This is a genomic window from Congregibacter litoralis KT71 (assembly GCF_000153125.2).
Lineage (GTDB): Bacteria > Pseudomonadota > Gammaproteobacteria > Pseudomonadales > Halieaceae > Congregibacter > Congregibacter litoralis.
Genome location: NZ_CM002299.1, coordinates 2,940,267 through 2,961,578 on the forward strand (window position 1 = coordinate 2,940,267; position 21,312 = coordinate 2,961,578).

Consider the following 21,312-nt stretch of genomic DNA (forward strand, 5'->3'; position numbering starts at 1 on the left):
TTCTTTCCCGTGAACCCCGAAGCAAACCCCCGCATTCTTTTGGCGCCCATGGAAGGCGTCATCGATCACACCATGCGCGATCTTCTGACGCAGCTTGGCGGTGTGGATCGCTGCGTGACGGAATTTGTGCGCGTCAGTCAGGAACTGCTTCCCCCCCGGGTTTTTCATCGTCTCTGTCCGGAACTCGCCAACGGCGGCTGCACATCCTCGGGGGTGCCGGTCTACCTCCAGATTCTCGGCGGCGATCCCAGTGTGGTTGCGGAGAATGCATCCCGCGCTGCCGAGCTCGGTGCCCCGGGCGTCGATCTGAACTTCGGCTGTCCCGCCAAAACCGTTAACCGTTCCGATGGTGGATCCATCATTCTCCGGGAGCCCGAGCGGGTTCACCGAATCGTGGCGGCCACACGGCAAGCCCTTCCGCCCTCGGTCCCCCTGAGCGTAAAAATACGCCTGGGGTTTGACAGCAGTGACCGCTTTCTCGACATCGTATCGGGCATTGATGCGGCAAGGCCCAGCGAACTGGTGATCCATGCCCGCACCCGGGCCGACGGCTATCGTCCTCCCGCCTATTGGGAGCACATCGCCCTCGCCCGCAGCAAAACCCGGTTACCCCTCATCGCCAACGGTGAAATCTGGGGCGTGGGCGACGCAAAACTTGCCCGGGAAAAAAGCGGCACCCGGGACCTCATGCTTGGCCGTGGGGTGCTTTGCCGTCCGGATTTACCGCGGCTTCTGCGCGCCGCCGACAGCGGTGTGGAAGTGGACGCTCTGACCTGGCATGAGATCCGCGGCTATCTGCTGAAGTATCTTGCGATCACGCTGGAGAGCTACGATGCGCGCTACGCGGTGAATCCCATCAAGCAGTGGCTGGGATACCTGAGGCACTACTATCCCCAGGCGGCAGCCATGTTCGTGGTGATCAAGCGTATCCTCGATCCCGAGGAGTTACGTCTCGCCCTGGGCGGCAAGGAAGATCCAGAACAGCAAGCGGCTTAGACAAAACAAGAAGGAGTAAGCCATGTCGACTGCAGTAGCAGACGCCCCCATTGTTCGCGACAACCACGGATTCTTTGGTCACCCCCGGGGACTGATGATTTGCTTTGCCACAGAGATGTGGGAGCGCTTCTCCTTTTACGGCATGAAATATCTGCTGCTGCTGTATCTGACAAAGTATCACCTCTTCACCGACGCCGAAGGACTGGAAGTGCTCGGCGGCTATGCCGCACTGGTCTACGCCATGCCCGTCATCGGTGGCCTCATCGCCGATCGCTACCTGGGTATGCGCAAGTCCGTGATTTTGGGCGGTCTGCTCCTCGTGGCGGGACACCTGGGCATGGCCGTGGAAGGCGAACAGGCCCGCATGGTGGGGGACAGCATTCAGCGCGACACCCGGGCGCTGCAGGTCTTTTACGCGTCCCTGGCCCTGATTGTCATCGGCGTGGGATTCCTCAAGCCGAACATTTCCACCATTGTCGGTCAGCTTTACAGCAAGGATGATCCCCGGCGGGATTCGGGTTTTACCATCTTCTACATGGGCATCAATCTGGGATCCTTCAGCGCGACACTGCTCTGCGGCTATCTCGGAGAAACCTATGGCTGGGGCTACGGTTTTGGCGCGGCCGGCATTGGGATGCTCCTGGGCCTCGCCACCTTCATCTACGGGCAGCGCTACCTGGCGGGCCTGGCGGAACCACCGGAGGGTGGCAATTTACAACAGCGCACCGCCCTGGGACTCTCCCGGGAACACAGCATCTATGTTGGCGCTCTCGTGGGCGTCGTGGCGGTCTGGCAGATGCTGCAGTTCCACGCTGCCGTAGGACTTCTCCTTAACTCTCTTTCCCTCATCGTGCTGTCAGGCCTGGCCTGGTTTATCGTCGCGCGCTGCGATGCTGTTGAACGAAGTCGTACGATTGTTCTCATCATATTGACCATGTCCACCGTGGTGTTCTGGGCGCTCTTTGAACAAAGCGCCGCATCCATGACCCTGTTTGCCGACCGTGTCATGGACCGCGAAGTCTTTGGTCTCACCCTCACGGCCTCCCAGTACGGCGCCCTGAACTCCATGTTTATCTTTATGTTTGCGCCGTTTTTTGCGTGGCTGTGGACAAGCCTCGGGCGCCGGGGACTGGAACCCTCCACACCGGTGAAGTTCGCCCTGGGTATTGCGCAGGCGGGTCTGGGCTTTGGCGCCCTGGTGCTCGGTGCGGCGAATCCCGATCAGGCGGGGCTGGTATCAGGTTACTGGATGGTGCTTGCCTATTTGCTACACACCTGTGGAGAGCTGTGTCTGTCGCCCGTGGGCCTGTCTGCGGTGACCAAACTTGCGGTGCCCAGCGTGGTGGGCGTCATGATGGGATCCTGGTTCCTCGCCACGGCCTATTCAGAATTTGTTGCCGCCCAGCTGGCAAAGTTGGCGGCTCTGGAGACCAGTGGTGGCAGTATCACGGACACGGCGGCAGCGCTGGCGAGTTACGGTGACTTGTTCACCAGCCTGTTCTGGCTCGGTGTGGGTGTGGGGGGGGTCATGCTCTTGCTGTCACCCCTCCTCCGTCGCATGATGCACGGGATTCACTAAGCGCGGGGTTTTGCCATGGCAGAGCGAAGTTACGACATTATTCTGTTTGGCGCCACGGGCTTCACCGGACAGCTGGTCGCCGAGTATCTCCTGGAGCGCTACGGCAGCAACGGAGAACTTCGCTGGGCCCTTGCCGGGCGTAATGAGCAAAAGTTGGAAGCTGTGCGGGCCGCCCTCCAGGGCGTAAAGCCCGCTCATCCCCTGCCCTTGCTGACGGCAGACAGCAGCGACGCCGAGGCGCTTCAAACCCTGGCTGCCAGCACAGCGGTGATTTGCAGCACCGTAGGTCCCTATGCCAGACACGGCAGCGAACTGGTGGCGGCCTGCGTCGCCGAGGGCACGGATTACTGTGACCTGACCGGCGAGGTGCCCTGGATCGCCGACATGATCAAACGGCATCAGGGCGCTGCGGAAATCAGCGGCGCCCGCATCGTCCACTGCTGCGGTTTTGACTCCATTCCCTCGGACCTGGGCAACTGGTTTGTGCAACAAGCCATGGAAGAACAGCACGGTGTCACAGCATCCCGCGTCCGCGGCCGCGTGGGCAAAACCCGCGGTGCGGCCAGCGGAGGTACTGTGGCGAGCTTGATGGGCGTCATGGAAGACGCGGGACGCGACCCGGCGCTGCGCAAGCTACTCAAAAACAAGTACTGCCTGTATCCCGCGGGCGAGAACCCCGGTCCCGCGGTGAAAGACCAGACCCTGCCCGTCTTCGACCCCGATTTTGAGCAGTGGACGACGCCTTTCGTTATGGCCCTGATCAATGAGCGGGTGGTGCGCCGAAGCAATGCACTGATGGGCTTTCCCTGGGGCCGTGATTTTGACTATGACGAGAGCCAACTGTGTAGCAGCCGCGCCCAGGCACTGGCGATCAGCCTGGGTATGGGGGCCGCCATGGCCACTGTCAGTAGCAGTGTGGGGCGGAGGGCAATGGGAAAACTATTGCCCAAGCCCGGTGAAGGGCCTGATGAGGACGCCCGGGAGCGGGGATTCTTTGAGTTATTCTTTCATGCCCAGCACCCCACAGATCCGACGAAGTCCCTGCGTGCGCGCGTGAGCGGAGACCGGGATCCCGGTTATGGCGCCACGTCCCGGATGCTCGGAGAAGCCGCCGTCAGCCTGGCGAAGGACCCTGCGGACGTCGGCGGCGGTATCTGGACGCCGGCATCGGCGCTGGCCCCGGCGCTGTTACCGCGACTGGAGCAGAACGCCGGATTGCAGTTCACCCTGACTCCCACCACCTAGTCGATCCCGGCGCGGCGCAAGGCAGCTTTGACCGACTCCGACCCACAGCGCTTTAACCTGGTTTTTTCAGGTCAGCTGCTCCCCGACACCGATGGAGAGCGGGCCAAACGCACCCTGGCCGCCTTTTTTGGCTTGCGCGATGTCAGTGGTGTCTCGGTTTTTTTCAGTGGAAAACCCGTACCCCTGCGGCGCAACATCACGAGAACGGATGCGCTGCGCCTCTACAGACAACTGCGAAGTGTCGGTCTCATTTGTGAGATTGCGCCTGTAGATGCCCCCCCCCCGGCCCCGGCACCCGCTGCAGAAACCGTGGCTGAACCTGAGCCGGGTCCGGAGCCGAAGCCGAAGCCGAAGCCGAAGCCGAAGCCGAAGCCGAAGCCGAAGCCGAAGCCGAAGCCGAAGCCAGTATCCAAACCCCGGCCTCAGGCAGAGTCAATTCCCGAGGCTAATAAGACGCCAATTTCTGCACCGCGGGAGGAGGCCAGCTCCGGGGCCGATTCAAGACCTCGGACCGAGCAGCCTCCGAGGCAAGCTCCCCGGGGAAAAGCACCCAACCTTTTTGCCCTGCGACCGGCGTTTTCAACACAAAACACAGCGCAGCTTCAGGAAGCCACACAGATTCGCAGCTTCATTGCCATGGGTATTGCTCTGGCTCTCTTTGCAGTCGTGCTCGCCGTGGCCTTGCGCTTTCCTGCCGCACCGGCGGGCGAGGAGCCTCTAGGCCCTCTGGCGGGTATCAGCCTTCCAGGCAATGAACTGCTACTCCTTGTTGAAGGCGCCCTGCTGATACACGAGCGATCAGGGCTTGCCAGGGCTCGTGTCAGTGCTGCGGAACTGGGATTTGACTTCATCGCGCCACCGCTCGCGGTGACCCCAAGTGGTGACGTCATCTTCAACGCCGGCAAAGACGGGGAGGCTATGCGCTTGCAACGCTGCTCCCTGGATACGCGAAGCTGCTATACCTTCAGTCCCCAGGCATTGGAGAGCCCCGTTGTCGCCATTGCCAGCTCTCTCCTGGGAGACGGCTTCTTCCTTCTCGGCGCCGAAGGACAACTCTGGCGCAGCGACAGCGCAGGAGACATTCAGTCTGAGGCAACGGTGCAAGTCCCCTGGGGGCTGCCCCGGGTGTTGTACGACGGCGGTCTGCTGCTGATTCCTGCCGGCGACGCCCCGATGCTGGGTGTCTATCGGCCGGACCTGGAGAGCTTTGGCCAACAGCTTGACGCCTTGCTCGTGATGCCTCCCACCGCCGTGGCCGCAGGTCAGGACCGCTTGAGGGATGTTGCCCTGGGAAGCGAATCGCACTGGGCGCTGATGGCCGGCGACGCGACAGCAACCGCGCTCTACCGCTTTGACCCAGACTGGGGAAGAGCCGCGCCGGTGAATTTAACGCAGTCCTTTGCCAAACCTTACCTGATTCCGTGGCGCGACAAACTCCTCGTCGCCGATCCGGGGCAGGCAACGGTGCTCCGCCTTGCCAAGGACGGCAATCCGGAAGCGCCCTTTGACTCTTCCCTGTTAGCCGAGGAGCGCGAAAACTGGCTCGAAATCTCAAGACAGCGCAGCCTGATGCGACACCTGGGCATCGGCTTACCGCTCATCTTCATACTGCTGTGCGCCATAGCGGCACTCCTCTACTACAGCAGCTTTCGGTCTCTGCACACGCTGCCCCGGCAGCGCAGCGCTCTCCTCGACCCCATGCCCGGCGGCATTCATTGGCTGCCCGCATCCGGGCAAACCGAACACGCCGTCCGGCGCATAGGGCTGGCGCTGCTCATCCTGACGATGCTCCTCCTCTCGCTGCTTGGTGCCAGCGCCGGATGGCCCGGCGTTTTTGCCGGCGCGCCGGCGGCAGTGGGGGCACTATACGGCTGGAACAAACTGCGCGAGGGTTGCGGCGGCTATCTCGGCCTCATGGAAACGCACTTTATCGCTGTGGATTACGATGGACGCTATTTCTACGGTGAGCGTTCCGCGCTCCGGGGAAACGCCGCGCTACTGATGGCACCGGGCGTCGTGCTCCCCATCAGTCTTCCCGGGTTACCCAATCTCGACACCGCAGACATAGCCCCGGCCCGCTTCGCGCCGCCGAAGCATAGCCCCGCCGTGGAAATCATTGGTGGGCTCTGGCTATCGCGCCATCCCTGGATGCACGCTCTCCTCGCGACGACCATCGGTTTAATGCTAAGCGTTTGCCTTGTAGTGCTGACAGGCTGATGTTCAGAAATGCCGCGGGCAAATTTCCAATCCCGGGCAGGCTATAATCTGGCGTACCTGACTCTCGTCGTGGGAACCGCCTGAGGCATTGTGAAAGATAACGGCAACAGCAAAGTAACAGCCCCGAAGGCTGGCCTGAAGGTTGCGCTTTACGTCACCTGTCTGGCAGACCTCATGCGCCCTTCCGTGGCCCAGGCGAGCCTCGAACTCCTCCGGGCTGCGGGCTGCGATGTCACCGTGCCGCCAGAACAAAGCTGCTGTGGCCAGCCTTCCTACAATAACGGCGATTACGCCGGTGCAGCCCGCATCGCGAAGCAGCTTATCCAGCGCTTTGAACCTTTTGACTACGTGGTACTGCCCTCGGGATCCTGCGCCGGCATGCTGATCAAGCACTATCCCCGCCTCCTTGATGGGCAGTGGCGGGACCGCGCAGAACAGTTCGCGGGGCGTGTATACGAACTCACGACTTTTCTACTGACCGTGGCCAATTACCAACCCGCGGTTCAGGCATCTGAAAACTCCGTGGCCTATCACGACAGCTGCGCGGGCCTGCGGGAGTTAAACATCAGGGAACAGCCGCGGGAGCTGCTTGCAAGGGCGAACATCACCGTGAGGGAACTCCAGCAGGCTGAAGTCTGCTGTGGCTTCGGAGGAACGTTCTGCGCCAAGATGCCAGCGGTCTCGGGAGACATGGCTGATCGCAAGATCGAAGATATGGAAAACACGGGAGAAAAGACCCTGGTGGGGGGAGATCTGGGCTGTCTCCTGGCGCTGGAGGGCCGGGCGCGCAGGACAGGCCGTACGCTTCAGTTCAAACACGTGGCAGAAGTGCTCCGCGGGGAAGACTCAACATCCCCTGAAGACCTGAGCAACGATACGCCCGGGGGCATTGATCGCTGATGGAACAGCGCAGCCAGGAATTCCTGACCCTCGCCGATGAGGCGATTGCCAGTCCCGAGCGCGCGGCAAACCGAAAAGCTCTGGGCGCCTTCATGCCCCAGCTGCGCAACGCGGCGGTCGACAAGTTTGGCGGTGAAGAGGATTTTTCTACGCTTCGCCAGGACGTAAAGGCCCTACGTGAACACGCCTTGGGGCATCTCGCTCACTACCTGGAAACGTTTACACACAACGCCCGGGAAAATGGCAGCACGGTGAATTTTGCGCGCAACGGTGAAGAGTTAAACAACATCGTTCTGGATATCTGTGCCCGAAGTGAGGCGCAGCACATCGCCAAGGGCAAATCGATGATCACCGAAGAGACCGGTCTCAACAACGCCCTGGAGGCCGGCGGCTTTACCGTGCGGGAAACAGACCTCGGCGAATACATCATCCAGGAAGCCGGTGAGACGCCCAGTCACATTGTCGGTCCCGCATTGCACAAAACGCAGGCGGAGATACGTGACTTGTTTCTTGAGCGACACCCCCTGGGAAACCGGGAGCTGGGCACGGCGAAGGACATGGTCACTGAAGCCCGGGAGGTCCTTCGGAATGATTTTCTCACGGCGGATGTGGGCATCATCGGCAGCAACGCGCTGATTGCCGAAAACGGCTATTCGATGCTCGTCACCAACGAGGGTAACGGTGACCTTTGCGCCAACCTCCCGCCCGTACTCATTATCTGCACCAGCATTGATCGCGTGCTGCCCCGGGCCGACGATGCCATGGCGATGCTGCGTCTGCTGGTGAGGTCGACCACGGGACAGCCGGTGACCTGCTACACCAGTTTCTATGCCGGCCCACGGAGACCCGGAGATGTCGATGGCCCTCTCGAGACGCATTTTGTCCTCCTCGATAACGAGCGCAGTGACATCCTGGCCAGTGATTACGCCGAGATGCTTCAGTGCATTCGCTGCGGCGCCTGTCTGAATCACTGCCCCGTCTACATGAGTGCGGGCGGTCATGCCTACGGCTGGGTTTACCCCGGACCCATGGGATCAGTGCTCACCCCCCTCCTGACGTCCCTGGAGGATGGAGGGCTGTTGCCCGACGCCTGCACAGCCTGCGGTCGCTGTGAAGAAGTCTGCCCCGCGGCCATTCCTATACCGGATCTCCTTCGCGACCTGCGGGAAGAAAAATTCACCCAGGGCGTCACCAGCAGACGCTGGCGCCTCGGCATCCGCCTCCACGGCTGGCTCGCCTCTCACCCCCGGCTCTATCAAAAAACTACCGGGATTGTGGTTCGGGTGCTTCATAGCCTGGGCGGCCGCAAGGGCGTCATTAAAAAGCTGCCATTCGTAGGGGGGTGGTTTGCTGCCCGCGATCTTCCGGCTCCCGCAGCAAAAACTTTCCAGACCCTGCATCGGGACAGCCTGCGCAAGTGAACGCCGGCGACGCAGAGAAAGCGGTATTCGCGCGAATTCGCGGTGCATCCCGACGAAGCTCCGCAGAGCAGATCGCCAAGGAACTTGCCGCTCTGAAAACCCCGGCCGCTGCACCCCTGCCAACGGTCGATCTCTGCGAGGCGCTGCGCTTGAACCTGGCAAACAATGGCGCCACCTCGGCCGCCGTGGAAACGCGCAGTGCCGCGGTGCAGGAGATCTCGCACTTTATTACGCAAAAATACGCACAGCGGCGCGTCGTTACGGGACATGATCCCCGTCTCGCAGCATTGCCCTGGCGCGACGGCGGACTACTCCCCCGTTTTGACATCGCCCAAAACGGTGACACGGTCTCCGTGAGCTACGCCTACTGCGCCGTCGCGGAATCGGGTTCCCTCGCCCTGCTGTTGGACAGGAACAATCCCGGACTCAATAATCTTCTCGTGGAGGACCACATTATTCTGGTCGACCGGGGAGATATCCATGAAAGAATTGAGAGCATCTGGACGGCGCCCCGCCTGCAAGAAGCCGAGACCCGACCCCGCGGTCTCATGATGATCTCGGGCCCTTCGAGCACCGCCGATATCTCAATGCAGCTGGTGCTCGGGGCCCACGGGCCCCGCGCCCTTCACGTGATTATTGTAGGCCAGGAGCCGGGGCAGACTTCGGGCAAAGAATTACTTTAGAGAGGCTTGTAGGTGAACTTCTGTCCCCCCAGGGACGCCTCATACATCAATCCGCCACGAGCAATGGTGAAGATCGCCAGCCCTTTGCGGTAACCGCTGTTGGAAACACTGGCATCGTTGCGCCCACCACTGGCGCTGGCGGCAGCGCCACCGCCGGTATTGGCCTCCGCCGAAACGCCCGCCGTGATCGCTACGGCCGTGGCCTGGGCACTGAATTCAAAATTGCCCGAAGTAAAGCTTTTAAAGGCCCGCTCGTCTTCAAGGAAGATCATCTGGCTGAAGGCCTGGGCCCCCATCTGAAAACCGACGGTGAGCTGGGTCATGGTGGTATCACCGACATACATCCCTTTGGCGTAGACGCGACCCGCGCCGTGGGAGCCGCCAATACCAAAACCGCCTTTACCGATGGTGGGAAAAATCACATAGCCATAGGCGTTTTTGAAAAAAGGAGCGGTCGGTTCCGCCGCCTTAAACGAAGCCAGGGCATCTTCATACTCCCCCGCATAGCTCAGGGGACTGGAAAGCAGAACAAGCAGTGCCGTAAATCCAAAAAAACGCATCAACATCATTCCGTGAATCCTCAAAGGAGCGCGAGCAGACCGCATTGCCTACCCGACGTAGTCAGTCGTTTATTCTACCAGTCACTCATGGTCGCGAGTACGTCGCAGACCCGGCAACTGTATCCCCATTCGTTGTCGTACCAGTTCAACACCCTGAGGTATCGTCCCCCGGTCACCGCCGTGAAACCGCTGTCGTAAATGGAAGAATGGCTGTTGCCAATAACATCGGTAGATACCAGGGGCCTATCACTATACTGCAGAATGCCCTGCATCCGCGGTGTTTCTGAGGCGGCCTTCACCGTACGGTCCACTTCTTCGACGGACACAGTGCGGGAAAGTTTCACAAACAAATCCACCACGGACCCATCGGGCACGGGCACCCGGGAGGCGATGCCGTGCAACCTGCCTTTCAGATCCGGGAGCACCACGCCCACGGCTTTGGCTGCACCTGTGGACGTAGGGATAATATTTTCCGCCGCTGCGCGACTGCGACGCCAGTCAGAATGAGGAACATCGGCGAGGCGCTGGTCATTGGTGTAGGCATGCACCGTATTGATCACGCCCTCAAGAATACCGAATTCCTCATGGAGCACCCGCGCCATGGGCGCAAGACAATTGGTGGTACAACTCGCATTGGAGACAATGTGATGGGAGTCCTTGAGTCCCTCCTCATTAACGCCAAGAACAACCGTGTAGTCGATCTCATCTTTCGCCGGCACCGTCAGCACCACGCGACCCGCGCCGGCGTCCAGATGCTGTTGAAGCTGTGCCCGGGTCCGAAACACACCCGTGGACTCCACCACCGCATCAATGCCCAGTTTTCCCCAAGGCAAAGCGCCGGGATCCCGCTCGCTGAGCATCTGCACGCGCCCTTTGGGTGTCACCAGATGATCATCCTCCAGGGACAGATCATGGGGAAAGGGCCCCATGACCGTGTCGTATTTCAGCAGGTAACGCAGGGCGTCGTGATCAAACAGATCATTCACCGCTACCACCTGAATATCATCGCGCTCCTCAAGGATGCGAAACACGGAGCGACCAATACGGCCAAAGCCGTTGATGGCGATTCTCATGAGGCGGCCTCCTCCCGTTGATCAAGGTCAGCGTAAAGCCTTGCCACATCCAGCAGGCGAGCCGCGTGTCCGCGGGTCTCGTACCAGCCCAGGGTCTTGATGAAGTGCTCTCCGGCCTTCAGGGTGCCCTTCGTATCGAACAGCAGGGAGTAGTCGCTACCGAGCACATCCGAGGACACGATGGGGTCTTCTACCACGGCAACACTTTGAGGAAATTTTTTCGCGCCGGCGCGCATCACCTCGTTCACATCCTCAGCGCTGACGTCGTCGGCATCGAGGACCAGGGTGGTGTCCAGCAAACACCCCTCCTGCACCGGTACATTCAGCGTAGAGGTGTGCACCTTACCGGCAAAGCCTGGCAGGATATGACCCAGCCAACGCCCCGCGTCGTGCCCGTTGGGAATGATGTTTTTCGGCGCCGATCGGCTTCGTCGATAATCACTCCCCGCATAGTCCTGAAGCGCCTGATCCGAGGTGTAGGCATGCACGGTCGTCATGCTGCCGCATTCGATCACGAACTGTTCCGAAAGTATCTGCAGGAGAAAACACAGGGCTGTGGTCGTCGGCGAGCCCGCGGAGACCATTCGATCACGAATGTCCGCCACATCGCCATTAATCTCCGGGATAATCACCTGATCGATGTTGTCCTCGGGGAGCGTACGAATCAGCACCCGACGCGCGCCCCCGGCGAGATGCGACTGCATGTGGGCCTCGCTTCCATAAATGCCTGTGGCATCGATCACCATATCTACTTCGAAAATATCCCAGGGCATTTCGGCAGGGGTGTCGATGGACATCAGGCGGGTGCGCTGACTGTCCGTAACCAGAAAGTTGCCGTCGAGACGAAACTGCTTCGGGTCCCGGGCTTCGGACTGTAGGAGATAATGCAGGATCTCAGCGCGCCCCACATCGGCGATCGCTATGACATCGATATCCGGTGACGCCGAGGCGAGCTCATAGATCTGTCGCCCGGTCTGTCCAAAACCCATGATGCCTAAACGTATGCGTCTGGCTCCACCCATCGGAACACTCCCCTCGCTCAATCACAGTCGGGCCAGGCACTCATCGCCCGGTCGTCGACCTATATGTCTGCCTGAGTGTTGCACCCGCTCCGAGGGCTGTCAAAGTCAGGCAAAAAGAAGCAATCCGAGCGACCGGCGTCGCCGTAAAAACAGCTATAAAGGAGACAGCCTATGAACCAAGCAGTAGCGACAGAAACCCTTGATTTTATTGAGGATATCAGCCCGGAAGCACTCAAGGTACGCCAGGCATTGGAAGATCGCGGGCTGGAAACACCCCTCGTGGATAACGGCCTTACCCGGCAACAGAAATATGAACGCATTCGCGACAGCTTTCGGGAAATCACTGAAACGCTCGGGTTGGATCTCCGTGATGACAGCCTCCAGGAGACGCCTCATCGCATCGCCAAGATGTATGTGGACGAGATTTTCAGCGGTCTGAACTATAGCCAGTTTCCTAAAATCTCCGTCATCGAAAACAAGATGCAGGTGGAGGAAATGGTGTTGGTTGATGACATCGACCTGGTGAGCACCTGTGAACACCACTTCGTCACTATCGATGGCACCGCCCGAGTGGCCTACATACCGGGCAACAAAATTATCGGGCTCTCGAAAATCAACCGTATCGTGCGATTTTTTGCGCAGCGGCCGCAGGTGCAGGAAAGACTGACGCAGCAGGTTCTGGTGGCCTTGCAGGCCCTGTTAGAAACCGATGACGTTGCCATTACCATTAACGCCGTTCACTACTGCGTGAAATCCCGGGGCGTCATGGATAGCAATTCTTCCACCCGCACCACGGCCCTGGGAGGCGTGTTTAAATCCGACAACGCTACCCGAAGCGAATTTTTGCGCTGAGACGGGCTTTTCCGAGGAGCTTTTTTCGAAGAGCTTTTTCCGGGGAACGTTTTCCGGGGAGACTTTCTGGAAAACGTTCCAGACCATCAATCCGGTGCTGCGCTTCTTGCCCGCCGGCTAAGCCACCGGTCAAGGGCGTTAGCGAAGCGCTGCTTATCGCTGTTGTCCAGCGCCGGGGGCCCACCGGTTGTTACGCCACTATCTCTTAGCTCCGTCATGAAGTTCCTGACGGCCAGGCGAGCACGAATCGTCTCGGCATTGTAAGGCTCCCCGCGGGGACTGATCGCCAAGGCACCTTTTTCCACAACTTCCGCCGCGAGGGGAATATCCTGGGTGACGACGAGATCACAGTCTCCCAGGCGCTTGAGAATTTCGTTGTCTGCTACGTCAAAGCCCGACGGTACCTGCACAAAACTCAGGTAAGGCGATGGGGGTACGGTCATGGCGTGGTTGGCCAGCAAGGTGACCATGCACCGGGACCGCGCCGCCGCACGGAATAGAATCTCCTTGATGGTTACGGGGCAGGCATCTGCATCCACCCAGACCTGCCCTCTCTCCTCCACGGAATCAGACCCAGTGAACCAGCAACTCGCCCTGTTCTGCTGACTGGCGAGCCAGCGCCTCGCCCAGCTCGCCAAAACGTTCGTCGATTTTATCCCGCTTTATTTTCAGGGTCGGTGTGAGCACTTCATTCTCGGTAGTCCAGGGCTCGGCGCTGACAATCACGGCTCCGATGCGCGCATGCTTTTCTATCTCAGCATTGATAGCCGCAACGCTCTCGCGGATGGATGCCTCAACCGTTTCACGGTCTTCTTTCTGCGCCGCGTCGGTAAGCACGGCAATCATGACCGTTTTGGAGAAGCCTCGCCCGATGAGGCACTGTTGCTCGATATAGGGGTTGTTCGCGAACATGCCCTCGATGGGAGGCGGCGCGACAAACTTACCCTGGATGGTTTTGAAGTAATCCTTCACCCGACCGGTGATGTAGATGAATCCATCCTCATCGACCCGGGCTTTGTCGCCCGTGTGCAACCAGCCATCGCGCAGGAGTTCTGCGGTTTTCTCCGGCTGCTTGTAGTAACCCGGCGTGCAGCCGTCTGCGCGCACGGCAAGCTCGCCCTCTTCGGTGATCTTGTACTCCACCTCACCCAGAGGTTTACCGATGGAGCCCACACGCCGCGTGCCCTCACCACTGACTATCACGCCCATGGCCTCGGTCTGACCGAAACCATCCATGAGCTTCAGCCCCAGGGACTCCCACCAGTGAATCAGAGGTGGTGGTGTGGGCGCGGCCGCCGCAAGGCAGAATTCCACTTCACCCAGACCCATGGTATCCAATACCAGTTTGCCGATACCCTCGGCGTCTTCCTTCAGCGCGGCCTCCAACGCCTCCTGGCCACCAAACTTCCCGATCACCGCCTGCTGAAACTGTTCCCAGATGCGCGGCGGACCGAAAAACATATGGGGCCGCGTGCGCTGGAGGTCGCGAAGAACATGCTCCAGGGACTCGTTGAAATTCACCTCTCCACAGAAGTACAGAGAGGAGTATTCGACGATCTGCCGCTCAGCAATGTGGGACAGGGGCAGATAAGAAAAGTATCGGGGCTGATCGCGAAGGCCGAAGGCCGTGGTAAACCGCCGGATGGGAATGATGTTGCTGTCGTGGGTTTGAATAACACCCTTGGGCATGCCCGTGGTGCCGGAGGTGAACACCAAGGACATCATATCGTCGGGGGCGCATTCGTAGCTGATGTCCTTGCCCTGACCTTCCGCCAGCAGTTCGTCCCAGGTGAGATGATCCCCCTCAAGCTCGACGCCGGGCAGTGCCACCAGGGTGATTCCCTCGGGGAGCACGGGGCGTACCGCCTCCCAATTGGGACTCTCCCCCACAAAGATCACCTTGGCATCGGTGAACCCTGCCACATACTCTGCCGTAGCCGGAGGCAGCGTAGTGAACATGCTCACGGTGACGTTGCCCGAACGAATAATCGCAAGATCCGCCATAAACCAGTGAGGGCGGTTGCGGGAGAGGATAATCATGTTGTGCCCATGACCAAAGCGAGCTTCCAGTGCGGCAGCGACGGCATTGATCTGGTCCCTGGCCTGGGACCAGCTGTAATCGTCGCTGGCCTCCTCACGAAGATCACGCATCCATATTTTGTCCCCCCGGGTGTCAGCCCAGTGGTCAAGGAATTGGGGCAAGGTTTGGAAATCCATTATGTTTTTATCTCCACGTTCGTTAATGATTATCGGGCCGGTTGCGTCCATTGGGCGGCCGGGTAAGGGCAGAGTCGACAGGCTTGATCCAAAGGCTCGGGTTTACAGAATGGGATCCCTCGGGAAGCTTAAAAATGTTGAAAACATGAAAACGCCAAGTGTACTAAAGAATCAATCGCGCCATTCAAGGCTTCTGGCGCCTGATCCTGTGGGGGTGCCGCGCTGCTCGATAGCCGCCCCCAGACCCGGGGTTACGACATTGTTGAGCACCTGCGGTAGATCGAGCAATTGCGCGTCTCCCCAACGATGCTGGGGCAGGGGCAACAGCAGATCCTCAACATCGACCACGGATACAAAACTGAACAGTGGCTGGATGGCTGCGCCACCCCCCAGGCGATTGTCCCTGCGAATGCGCTCCGCCGCCGTCACCCGCCGCTGAGCATCAAAGGTCATCACCAGAAAATCCCCCTCGATCTTCGCGCTACCCCAGTCCGCGTTGAGAAAATCAGCGCCGGCAAATCCCAGACTCACACCCACCGCCGACTCCCGCACCCGCCAGGCCTCCCAGGCCATGAGAAGCTGGTCATCGGCGGTGGCAAAGCGCAGGGGCGGCCCCAGTCTCACCAGCACGGACGCCATAGTCTGCCCCTGCACCGCGTCTTCAATACCCTCGGGAAGCGCGTCTCCGAACTCGTAGTACCACTGGGAACATCCCGAGAGTGACAGAACGATAAACAGCGTTATGCCGGAGATGCTAGTCCTCTTCATCGGACGTCACCCAGCCGGAGTAATCAGCGAGCATATCCTGGTCATCAAAGATAAAAACCGCGCGATCGTAGCGTGCAGTGATATCAAAGCGGTTGTACACGAGGAGTATCAGCCCCTGCCCTCGGGAGGCTTCATTCAGGTAGTACAGCACCGTCTCATCGCCAAGACTCACCAGTTGAGACGGCGGACCCAGAGTCGCCATCACCTCAGCCCGGGTGGTGGTTCCCACCTGAAAGCTGTCCAGGGTGGCAGGATCCCAATTCACCTCTACGCCCCGCTCGGAATCGTATTGGGCGCAGGCTGTCAGGAGAACAAAGGACAGGAACAGTGAACATCGAGACAACGACAGGGCCATGGGTCTGCATCCGGAAAAAATGAGGCCGGAATCATAGCCCAGAATAACCTAGCGTTCTACTCAGATACTCCTACCAGGGTATGGTTTTACCCGCCCAGTCCAGATAGGAAAGCTCACCGTCGGCAGGATGACTATCGAGGAGCTCGCTGAGGCGTTCGGCGACGAAGGCCGGAGTAAACAGTTTGCCCTCGGGTATGCCGCGCTGAAACGGCTCCGACAGTGGCGTATCCACGGTACCGGGATGAAAAGCCATGAGCTTTACTCCCTTTGCCCGCCGCGCCAGCTCGATGGACGCGCACTTGAGCCCCATGTTCAGAGCGGCTTTGGCGCTCCGGTAGCTGTACCAGCCTCCGAGACCGTTGTCACCGATACTGCCCACCCGGGCGCTGAGCACCGCAATGCGACAGTCGGGATTTTTACGCAGGCCGGGAGCCAGCGCCGCCAGCCACAGCAGGGGCAGCATGCAGTTCACGCGGTACACCGCTTCCATGGAGGCTCCCTCCAGCGCCTCGAGAGACTTCTCCGGTCCGTATCCCTCGCCATGGAGCGTCCCCAGGGCAATAACCACCCGCGATAGCCGGGGACTTTCCGCCAGCACTTGCTCACTCAGCACTTTTATATGTGCCTCATCGTGTTCTGTCTCCAGGGAACGGAGTCCCGGCGCGGCGTCGCTGGCGTTGCGGCTCACCGTCCATACGGTATCAAACCGTCCATCCTGCGCCAGCTGCGTCGCCATGGCGCTGCCAATACCGCCCCGCCCACCAACTACGAGTGCCTGTGCGGAATTATCGTCCTCTGCCATGGAATATTCCTTTATCCGGGTCTGCGCGGTTTACAAGTGAATGTGCCTGCCTGAATTACGCACCGAGCGGGGGAGCAGATGTAAAATTGCGCCTACGCGGAGTTCTGAGTAGGAGTACAGAGTGAACGGTACACGGGGCAACGGCCTGTTTTCGAGATTTTATCGATGAGCAAAACGCACTGGGTCTTTGGCTACGGATCGCTCATCTATAAAGTTGACTTCCCCTACATCGATCGCGAAGTCGCCCTCCTCCGGGGCTGGTCACGACGCTTCTGGCAAGGCTCCCACGATCATCGGGGCACTCCGGAGTCCCCCGGACGCGTTGTCACGCTGATTCGCGATCCCGACGCGCTTTGTCGCGGCGTGGCGTTTTTGGTGGAGGAGTCTGTGTTCGCGCATCTGGATCACCGGGAAAAAAACGGCTACGAGCGTCACCGCACCCGACTACAGCTGCTCCATCGCGAGGAAACCGTAAGCGGCACCTTTTACATCGCAGGGGAGGATAATCACGCCTTCCTTGGTCCGGATTCCGATCGCGCTCTGGCACAACATATTCTGGCCAGCCACGGACCCAGCGGTAGTAACGCCGACTATCTTCTGTCTCTGGCGGCCGCACTGCGAGAGCTGGGCGAGCAGGACGAACACGTTATGAGTCTTGAAAAAGAGTTGCTGGCCTTGCGGGACGGCGGCAAGGCAGCGCAGGATTGAAGCACGCCCATCAAAAAATTGCCGACGACCTAGTTCTGGCTCGTCGTCGGGGCGTCGCGCTGGGAATCCCGGGCACGGGTTTGCGCCTCCCAAAGGGCTTTACCCTCCAGGGCCACGGCACTGGGTGACGCAGAAAATGCGGCGGCCGCCTCGCAAAGACGGCCGGGAAGCGTCCATGCCTCCACCCAGCTTGCGAATTCCTCCGGGGGCATGGCAGGCGCAAACAACAAGCCCTGAGCCAGCGTGCAGCCTAGATGGAGGAGCATCTCGCCCTGCTCCATTGTTTCAACCCCCTCGACGATCACTTCCCGGTCAAAAGCCCGGGCCATCGCCAGGATCGCCGTTAACAGCGCGAAGTCATCGTAGCTGGCGTGCATGGAGTGCACGAAACGCTGATCAATCTTGACGGTGCTGGCGCGGAGATCCTTGATATGAGCCAGGGAACTGTAGCCCGTACCAAAATCATCCAGAGCGAAGTGCACCCCCAGCTCCCGGCACTCGGCGATCACGGCGTTGATACGATCAGCGTCCGCAACCGCCGCACTCTCAAGAATTTCCAGCGTAAAGCGGCTTTCGGGGAGCCCCTCGGAGCGGTTTATGTCGGTGCGCAGGCGACGTACAAACTCGGGGTGGATAATATCCACTGCCGTCACGTTGACATGCATTTCGAGATCCAGTCCAGCATCCCGCCAGCGCTTCTGCTGCGCCAGGGCTTCACCGCGCACCCAGGCATCAAGCTTCACAGCGAGGCGATGCCCCGCCAGTCCGGGCAAAAACTGATCCGGCAGTAGAAGCCCCTTTTCCGGGTGTCGCCAGCGCACCAGAGCCTCAGCTCCCACCACCGTAGCTGCCCGCATATCAATGAGGGGCTGATAGTAGATGTCGAACTCCTCGTTCTCGATAGCCTGGCCGAAGACTTCCACAGAGGCGCGCAGTGCGGAGTCCGCTTCCTCGTTGGCGATTCGGTAAAGATTTCGCCCCCCGGCTTTGGCGCGATACATTGCCTGATCCGCCTGGCGCAAGAGACTGTCAGGTCCCACATCCATGGCCGAGGAATAAAAGGCAATGCCGGCACTCGCCGACACCTGCATGGAGATACCGGCGACAACACGAGGTTCGTGGATCGTGCTCATGAGGCGATCGAGGAGCGCTATGCACTCCTTACGGCTGTTGAAATCGCAGATAAGAAAAACGAATTCGTCGCCGCCAAGGCGTGCCACGGTGTCGCTGCGGCGGATCTGGCTGCTAAAAACCCGGGAGAGCTGCTTGAGCAACTGATCCCCCGTGGCGTGGCCATGCTCGTCGTTGATCTCCTTGAACTTGTCCAGGTCCATGTAGACCACGGCGAGCTCCACCAGTCGTCGATCAGCCGAGGCCATGGCCTGATCCAGGCGATCAAAAAACAAGGTTCGATTGGGTAGCCCCGTCAGGGCATCGTAATGGGCGGCCTGTTCCAGTTGCTGCTCATGATCATGGAGATCGGTGATATCACGGCTGATGCCAAAGAGGCCGATAATCTCGTTACTGTCAGGAGCAAACACCGGCCACTTGTAGGTTGACATCCAACCCAGGGTGCCATCGAGCTTTTTGAACCGCTGACGCTGATCCACCAGGGGCTCGCGGGAGCGAAACAATTCCTCTTCCTGACGCAGATACTCCTCCGCCAGCTCCGGCGGAAAAACATCCTCATCGGTTTTTCCTTCCACCCCATGGCGATCGGGCATGCCTACCAACTGGGCAAAGCTGTGGCTGGCAAACACGAAACGCCGGGAGGCATCTTTGAAATACATAAAGTCCGTGGTGCGGTTGAGGAACAGTTCGAAGTATTGATTGAGATCCTCCAGACGACGGTGGTCCTCTTTTTGCGCCTCCACCGCTCCCCGCAGATCTTTCCAGAGGTGCCGTAATCGCCGGTTCCGTTCGTACAGCGCTACCAGCAAACCCAGAATGATCGCCAGGAGCGCCAGGGCAGCACTGGCGCCCAGGGTATAGCTGCGCCAGATGTCGCCCAGGGAAAACTCCGGCGGCCTGTCGTAGGGCGGCAACCCGAGCATCTTGAGCTCGCTCTCCAGGGCGGCGTAATTCGCCGGTATTGTCACACCGGACAGCGCCCCCTCCGTAGTGACATGTCGACCCAGGGGCCGCCATAAAATGACGCCCAGAATGCGGCCAATAAGCTCAGGGTCCATGGCGCGCGTGGCCACCACGGGCCATTCGGGATGGAGCCGGGTAGACACGGCAAAGGGATAGTCAGCCAGCTTTTGGCGATTCAGCACCGTCACCAAAGCAGCATCCAGTTCGCCGCGGCGCACCAGGCTCTCCATCAGCGATGATCGCAGGAAAGCCGCATCGACGCGGCCTTGAAGCAGAGCCTGGAGCGCGCGATTTTGATTGCCGACCTCAAGCCAGGTGATGTCTGACCGCCTGATGCCGTGGCGGGCAAGCTCGGCCATGGGCAACACAAAGCCTCCTGCGTCGCCAAAGCCGCCGATGGCAATGCTCGCGCCACGAAGATCCTCGAGGGAGCCCAGATCAGTTCTGGCGGAGGAGACCAGGATGGTGCCACCGGAACTGCCTATATTCCCCACGGGAGAAGCGCGATAGAGCGTGGCAAACGCTTCCGTGAGGCTGTCCGACGCCTTGAGACGTAAATAGTGATAGGGGTTTGTGAAGATGATCGCCCGCTCGTTACTTTTTGCAACCGCTTCGATCTCGTCCATGGACAATATATCCAGGGTAAAAGATGCCTCAGGAAAGTTGTCGTTCAGCCCGTCCAGCAAAGGCTGCATCTGCGCCGCAACGGCCGCGGGAGTGTCGTATTCCAGGGTGGCGATTCGCACCGGGAAGCGGTTCTCCGCGAAGGAGGCGCGAGTGATGACGGTAAGCAGCGCCATCACCAGGCCGAGTGCGAGGGGTGATCCGCGAGCTATTTTCACCGCGGTCCCCGGGGTAAGTAGCGCCCATCGATGGTATCTCTGAGATCTTCGGAAGCAACGGGCACGATACCCGCTTTGAGCAGGGCCTCTGAAGTCCTCGCTATGGCACCTCCCGGCGCGAGAAGGCCGCGAACCGCCGGGAGATCCGGTAAGCGAATCTTCGTGAGAGTCTCGCGCACCGCGGCGGCATTCGTCTGCTGATATTCGGCAAAGCGGTAGACCGTGTCTTCAAGACTGCGATCAAGATACTTCAACACCTCAAAATGGGCAGCAGTCACCTGCGACAGAATTTCCTGTCGATTGACGAGTCCACGACGATCGACGGCGAGTACATCAAAAATGGTGTTGGAAGTTTCGCCGCTATCGAAAATCCCTCGGGCACCCAGGGCGATCAAATCATCGGCCATGGGGGGATAGGTCACGACCGCGTCAATGTCGCCGCGCCGGAAAGCCTGGACCTGATTCCCCGGAGGAAGCTCTACCGATATCACATCGTCAATAGAGAGACCCTCGGTATCCAGGGCCATACGAAGCAGGTATTCGCTGACCGAGTCAGGCTGATAGGCGACCCGCGCACCCTTCAGATCGCCCACGCTGGCGACGCCCTCTCCACCGAGAATCACATCGGCACCGGCGGACTCATTCATCACCAGCACAATGGCCAGCCTCGGCAGCTTATCGCGCAAGCGGAGGGCTTCGTCCAGGGTCAGCGCCGCAGCTTGCACATCCCCGGCGAGAAGCGCTTCCATGGACCCCTGAGATGAAGGAAAGCGATGGAGTACCACGTTGTCAGGTAGCCACTGGAACTCCTCTGCCAGACTGAGGGTTTCGTAGCCCACCCAGGGATGAAAAGCGATGTGGAGTTCAGCCCGCGGTTGACAGGAAGCCAGCAGTGCGCAGAGGCTAAGACCCATACAGAGCACCAGGGCGAGCTTCATCTTTTCACTCTCACACCGTCCGGAAATCACTTACCAGCAT

The 21,312-nt window shown here is 59.8% G+C and carries 19 protein-coding genes; 9 read left to right on the plus strand and 10 right to left on the minus strand.

Annotated elements, in window-relative coordinates; all coding sequences use genetic code 11:
• Window positions 1-9: 9 nt before the first annotated feature.
• From KT71_RS13405 to KT71_RS13435, 7 genes are all read left to right on the plus strand, one after another.
• The gene (locus KT71_RS13405) at window positions 10-996 is read left to right on the plus strand and encodes a tRNA dihydrouridine synthase (protein ID WP_008294836.1); all 987 of its coding nucleotides are present in this window, start codon (window positions 10-12) and stop codon (window positions 994-996) included.
• 22 nt (window positions 997-1,018) lie between these two features.
• The gene (locus KT71_RS13410; protein ID WP_023660056.1) at window positions 1,019-2,575 is read left to right on the plus strand and encodes a peptide MFS transporter; all 1,557 of its coding nucleotides are present in this window, start codon (window positions 1,019-1,021) and stop codon (window positions 2,573-2,575) included.
• 15 nt (window positions 2,576-2,590) lie between these two features.
• On the plus strand, window positions 2,591-3,820 hold the full coding sequence (locus KT71_RS13415; protein ID WP_008294834.1) for a saccharopine dehydrogenase family protein: 1,230 nt from the start codon (window positions 2,591-2,593) through the stop codon (window positions 3,818-3,820).
• A gap of 27 nt (window positions 3,821-3,847) precedes the next feature.
• Window positions 3,848-6,037 carry a hypothetical protein gene (locus tag KT71_RS13420; RefSeq protein ID WP_008294833.1) on the plus strand — a complete coding sequence of 730 codons (2,190 nt, stop codon included), beginning with the start codon at window positions 3,848-3,850 and terminating at the stop codon, window positions 6,035-6,037.
• A gap of 90 nt (window positions 6,038-6,127) precedes the next feature.
• A complete protein-coding gene (locus KT71_RS13425; RefSeq protein WP_008294832.1) occupies window positions 6,128-6,937 on the plus strand; it encodes a (Fe-S)-binding protein in 810 nt (269 codons plus the stop codon).
• The gene (locus KT71_RS13430) at window positions 6,937-8,358 is read left to right on the plus strand and encodes a lactate utilization protein B (RefSeq protein WP_008294831.1); all 1,422 of its coding nucleotides are present in this window, start codon (window positions 6,937-6,939) and stop codon (window positions 8,356-8,358) included. Before KT71_RS13425 ends, KT71_RS13430 begins: the two co-directional genes overlap by 1 nt.
• On the plus strand, window positions 8,355-9,041 hold the full coding sequence (locus tag KT71_RS13435; protein WP_008294830.1) for a LutC/YkgG family protein: 687 nt from the start codon (window positions 8,355-8,357) through the stop codon (window positions 9,039-9,041). Before KT71_RS13430 ends, KT71_RS13435 begins: the two co-directional genes overlap by 4 nt.
• Here KT71_RS13435 and KT71_RS13440 read toward each other — a convergent pair.
• The 3 genes from KT71_RS13440 to KT71_RS13450 all read right to left on the minus strand — a co-directional run bounded on the left by KT71_RS13440 (window position 9,038) and on the right by KT71_RS13450 (window position 11,696).
• Window positions 9,038-9,610, minus strand: coding sequence for a YSC84-related protein (locus KT71_RS13440; RefSeq protein ID WP_008294829.1), 573 nt, complete (start codon window positions 9,608-9,610; stop codon window positions 9,038-9,040). The two genes, KT71_RS13435 and KT71_RS13440, sit on opposite strands and share 4 nt — an antisense overlap.
• Window positions 9,611-9,675: 65 nt before the next feature.
• A complete protein-coding gene (gap, locus tag KT71_RS13445; protein WP_008294828.1) occupies window positions 9,676-10,674 on the minus strand; it encodes a type I glyceraldehyde-3-phosphate dehydrogenase in 999 nt (332 codons plus the stop codon).
• On the minus strand, window positions 10,671-11,696 hold the full coding sequence (locus KT71_RS13450; protein WP_023660057.1) for a glyceraldehyde 3-phosphate dehydrogenase NAD-binding domain-containing protein: 1,026 nt from the start codon (window positions 11,694-11,696) through the stop codon (window positions 10,671-10,673). The genes gap and KT71_RS13450 overlap by 4 nt, the downstream gene beginning before the upstream one ends.
• A 171-nt stretch (window positions 11,697-11,867) precedes the next feature.
• Here KT71_RS13450 and folE point away from each other — a divergent pair, with 171 nt between their 5' ends.
• Window positions 11,868-12,548 (plus strand): GTP cyclohydrolase I FolE, encoded by a 681-nt coding sequence (gene folE, locus KT71_RS13455; protein WP_008294826.1) that lies wholly within the window; start codon window positions 11,868-11,870, stop codon window positions 12,546-12,548.
• 86 nt (window positions 12,549-12,634) lie between these two features.
• On the opposite strand, the gene KT71_RS13460 is transcribed toward folE, so the two are convergent.
• The 5 genes from KT71_RS13460 to KT71_RS13480 all read right to left on the minus strand — a co-directional run bounded on the left by KT71_RS13460 (window position 12,635) and on the right by KT71_RS13480 (window position 16,690).
• On the minus strand, window positions 12,635-13,111 hold the full coding sequence (locus tag KT71_RS13460; RefSeq protein ID WP_008294825.1) for a YaiI/YqxD family protein: 477 nt from the start codon (window positions 13,109-13,111) through the stop codon (window positions 12,635-12,637).
• Between the two features lie 4 nt (window positions 13,112-13,115).
• Window positions 13,116-14,816, minus strand: a complete 1,701-nt coding sequence (locus tag KT71_RS13465; protein WP_008294824.1) for an AMP-binding protein — start codon at window positions 14,814-14,816, stop codon at window positions 13,116-13,118.
• Between the two features lie 120 nt (window positions 14,817-14,936).
• Window positions 14,937-15,533: a hypothetical protein gene (locus KT71_RS13470; protein WP_008294823.1), complete on the minus strand. Its 597-nt coding sequence runs from the start codon at window positions 15,531-15,533 to the stop codon at window positions 14,937-14,939.
• The gene (locus KT71_RS13475) at window positions 15,520-15,888 is read right to left on the minus strand and encodes a hypothetical protein (protein WP_008294822.1); all 369 of its coding nucleotides are present in this window, start codon (window positions 15,886-15,888) and stop codon (window positions 15,520-15,522) included. Before KT71_RS13475 ends, KT71_RS13470 begins: the two co-directional genes overlap by 14 nt.
• Window positions 15,889-15,958: 70 nt before the next feature.
• Window positions 15,959-16,690 (minus strand): SDR family NAD(P)-dependent oxidoreductase, encoded by a 732-nt coding sequence (locus KT71_RS13480; protein WP_008294821.1) that lies wholly within the window; start codon window positions 16,688-16,690, stop codon window positions 15,959-15,961.
• Between the two features lie 165 nt (window positions 16,691-16,855).
• On the opposite strand from KT71_RS13480, the gene KT71_RS13485 reads away from it, so the two are divergent.
• Complete coding sequence (locus KT71_RS13485; protein WP_008294820.1) at window positions 16,856-17,398, plus strand: gamma-glutamylcyclotransferase; 543 nt, start codon at window positions 16,856-16,858, stop codon at window positions 17,396-17,398.
• Window positions 17,399-17,427: 29 nt separating this feature from the next.
• Here KT71_RS13485 and KT71_RS19765 read toward each other — a convergent pair whose 3' ends face one another.
• Together KT71_RS19765 and KT71_RS13495 are read right to left on the minus strand one after the other, a co-directional pair.
• Complete coding sequence (locus KT71_RS19765) at window positions 17,428-20,334, minus strand: EAL domain-containing protein (RefSeq protein ID WP_008294819.1); 2,907 nt, start codon at window positions 20,332-20,334, stop codon at window positions 17,428-17,430.
• Window positions 20,331-21,272, minus strand: a complete 942-nt coding sequence (locus tag KT71_RS13495) for an ABC transporter substrate-binding protein (RefSeq protein WP_008294818.1) — start codon at window positions 21,270-21,272, stop codon at window positions 20,331-20,333. The genes KT71_RS19765 and KT71_RS13495 overlap by 4 nt, the downstream gene beginning before the upstream one ends.
• Window positions 21,273-21,312: the final 40 nt, after the last annotated feature.

What these genes read in the sequence shown, in the direction of transcription:
- KT71_RS13410 (WP_023660056.1), top strand. Translation starts at nt 1,019, where the DNA reads ATGTCGACTGCAGTAGCAGACGCCCCCATTGTTCGCGACAACCACGGA.
- KT71_RS13415 (WP_008294834.1), top strand. Translation starts at nt 2,591, where the DNA reads ATGGCAGAGCGAAGTTACGACATTATTCTGTTTGGCGCCACGGGCTTC.
- KT71_RS13430 (WP_008294831.1), top strand. Translation starts at nt 6,937, where the DNA reads ATGGAACAGCGCAGCCAGGAATTCCTGACCCTCGCCGATGAGGCGATT.
- KT71_RS13440 (WP_008294829.1), bottom strand. Translation starts at nt 9,610, where the DNA reads ATGATGTTGATGCGTTTTTTTGGATTTACGGCACTGCTTGTTCTGCTT.
- gap (WP_008294828.1), bottom strand. Translation starts at nt 10,674, where the DNA reads ATGAGAATCGCCATCAACGGCTTTGGCCGTATTGGTCGCTCCGTGTTT.
- KT71_RS13450 (WP_023660057.1), bottom strand. Translation starts at nt 11,696, where the DNA reads ATGGGTGGAGCCAGACGCATACGTTTAGGCATCATGGGTTTTGGACAG.
- folE (WP_008294826.1), top strand. Translation starts at nt 11,868, where the DNA reads ATGAACCAAGCAGTAGCGACAGAAACCCTTGATTTTATTGAGGATATC.
- KT71_RS13465 (WP_008294824.1), bottom strand. Translation starts at nt 14,816, where the DNA reads ATGGACGCAACCGGCCCGATAATCATTAACGAACGTGGAGATAAAAAC.
- KT71_RS13470 (WP_008294823.1), bottom strand. Translation starts at nt 15,533, where the DNA reads ATGAAGAGGACTAGCATCTCCGGCATAACGCTGTTTATCGTTCTGTCA.
- KT71_RS13475 (WP_008294822.1), bottom strand. Translation starts at nt 15,888, where the DNA reads ATGGCCCTGTCGTTGTCTCGATGTTCACTGTTCCTGTCCTTTGTTCTC.
- KT71_RS13480 (WP_008294821.1), bottom strand. Translation starts at nt 16,690, where the DNA reads ATGGCAGAGGACGATAATTCCGCACAGGCACTCGTAGTTGGTGGGCGG.
- KT71_RS13485 (WP_008294820.1), top strand. Translation starts at nt 16,856, where the DNA reads ATGAGCAAAACGCACTGGGTCTTTGGCTACGGATCGCTCATCTATAAA.
- KT71_RS13495 (WP_008294818.1), bottom strand. Translation starts at nt 21,272, where the DNA reads ATGAAGCTCGCCCTGGTGCTCTGTATGGGTCTTAGCCTCTGCGCACTG.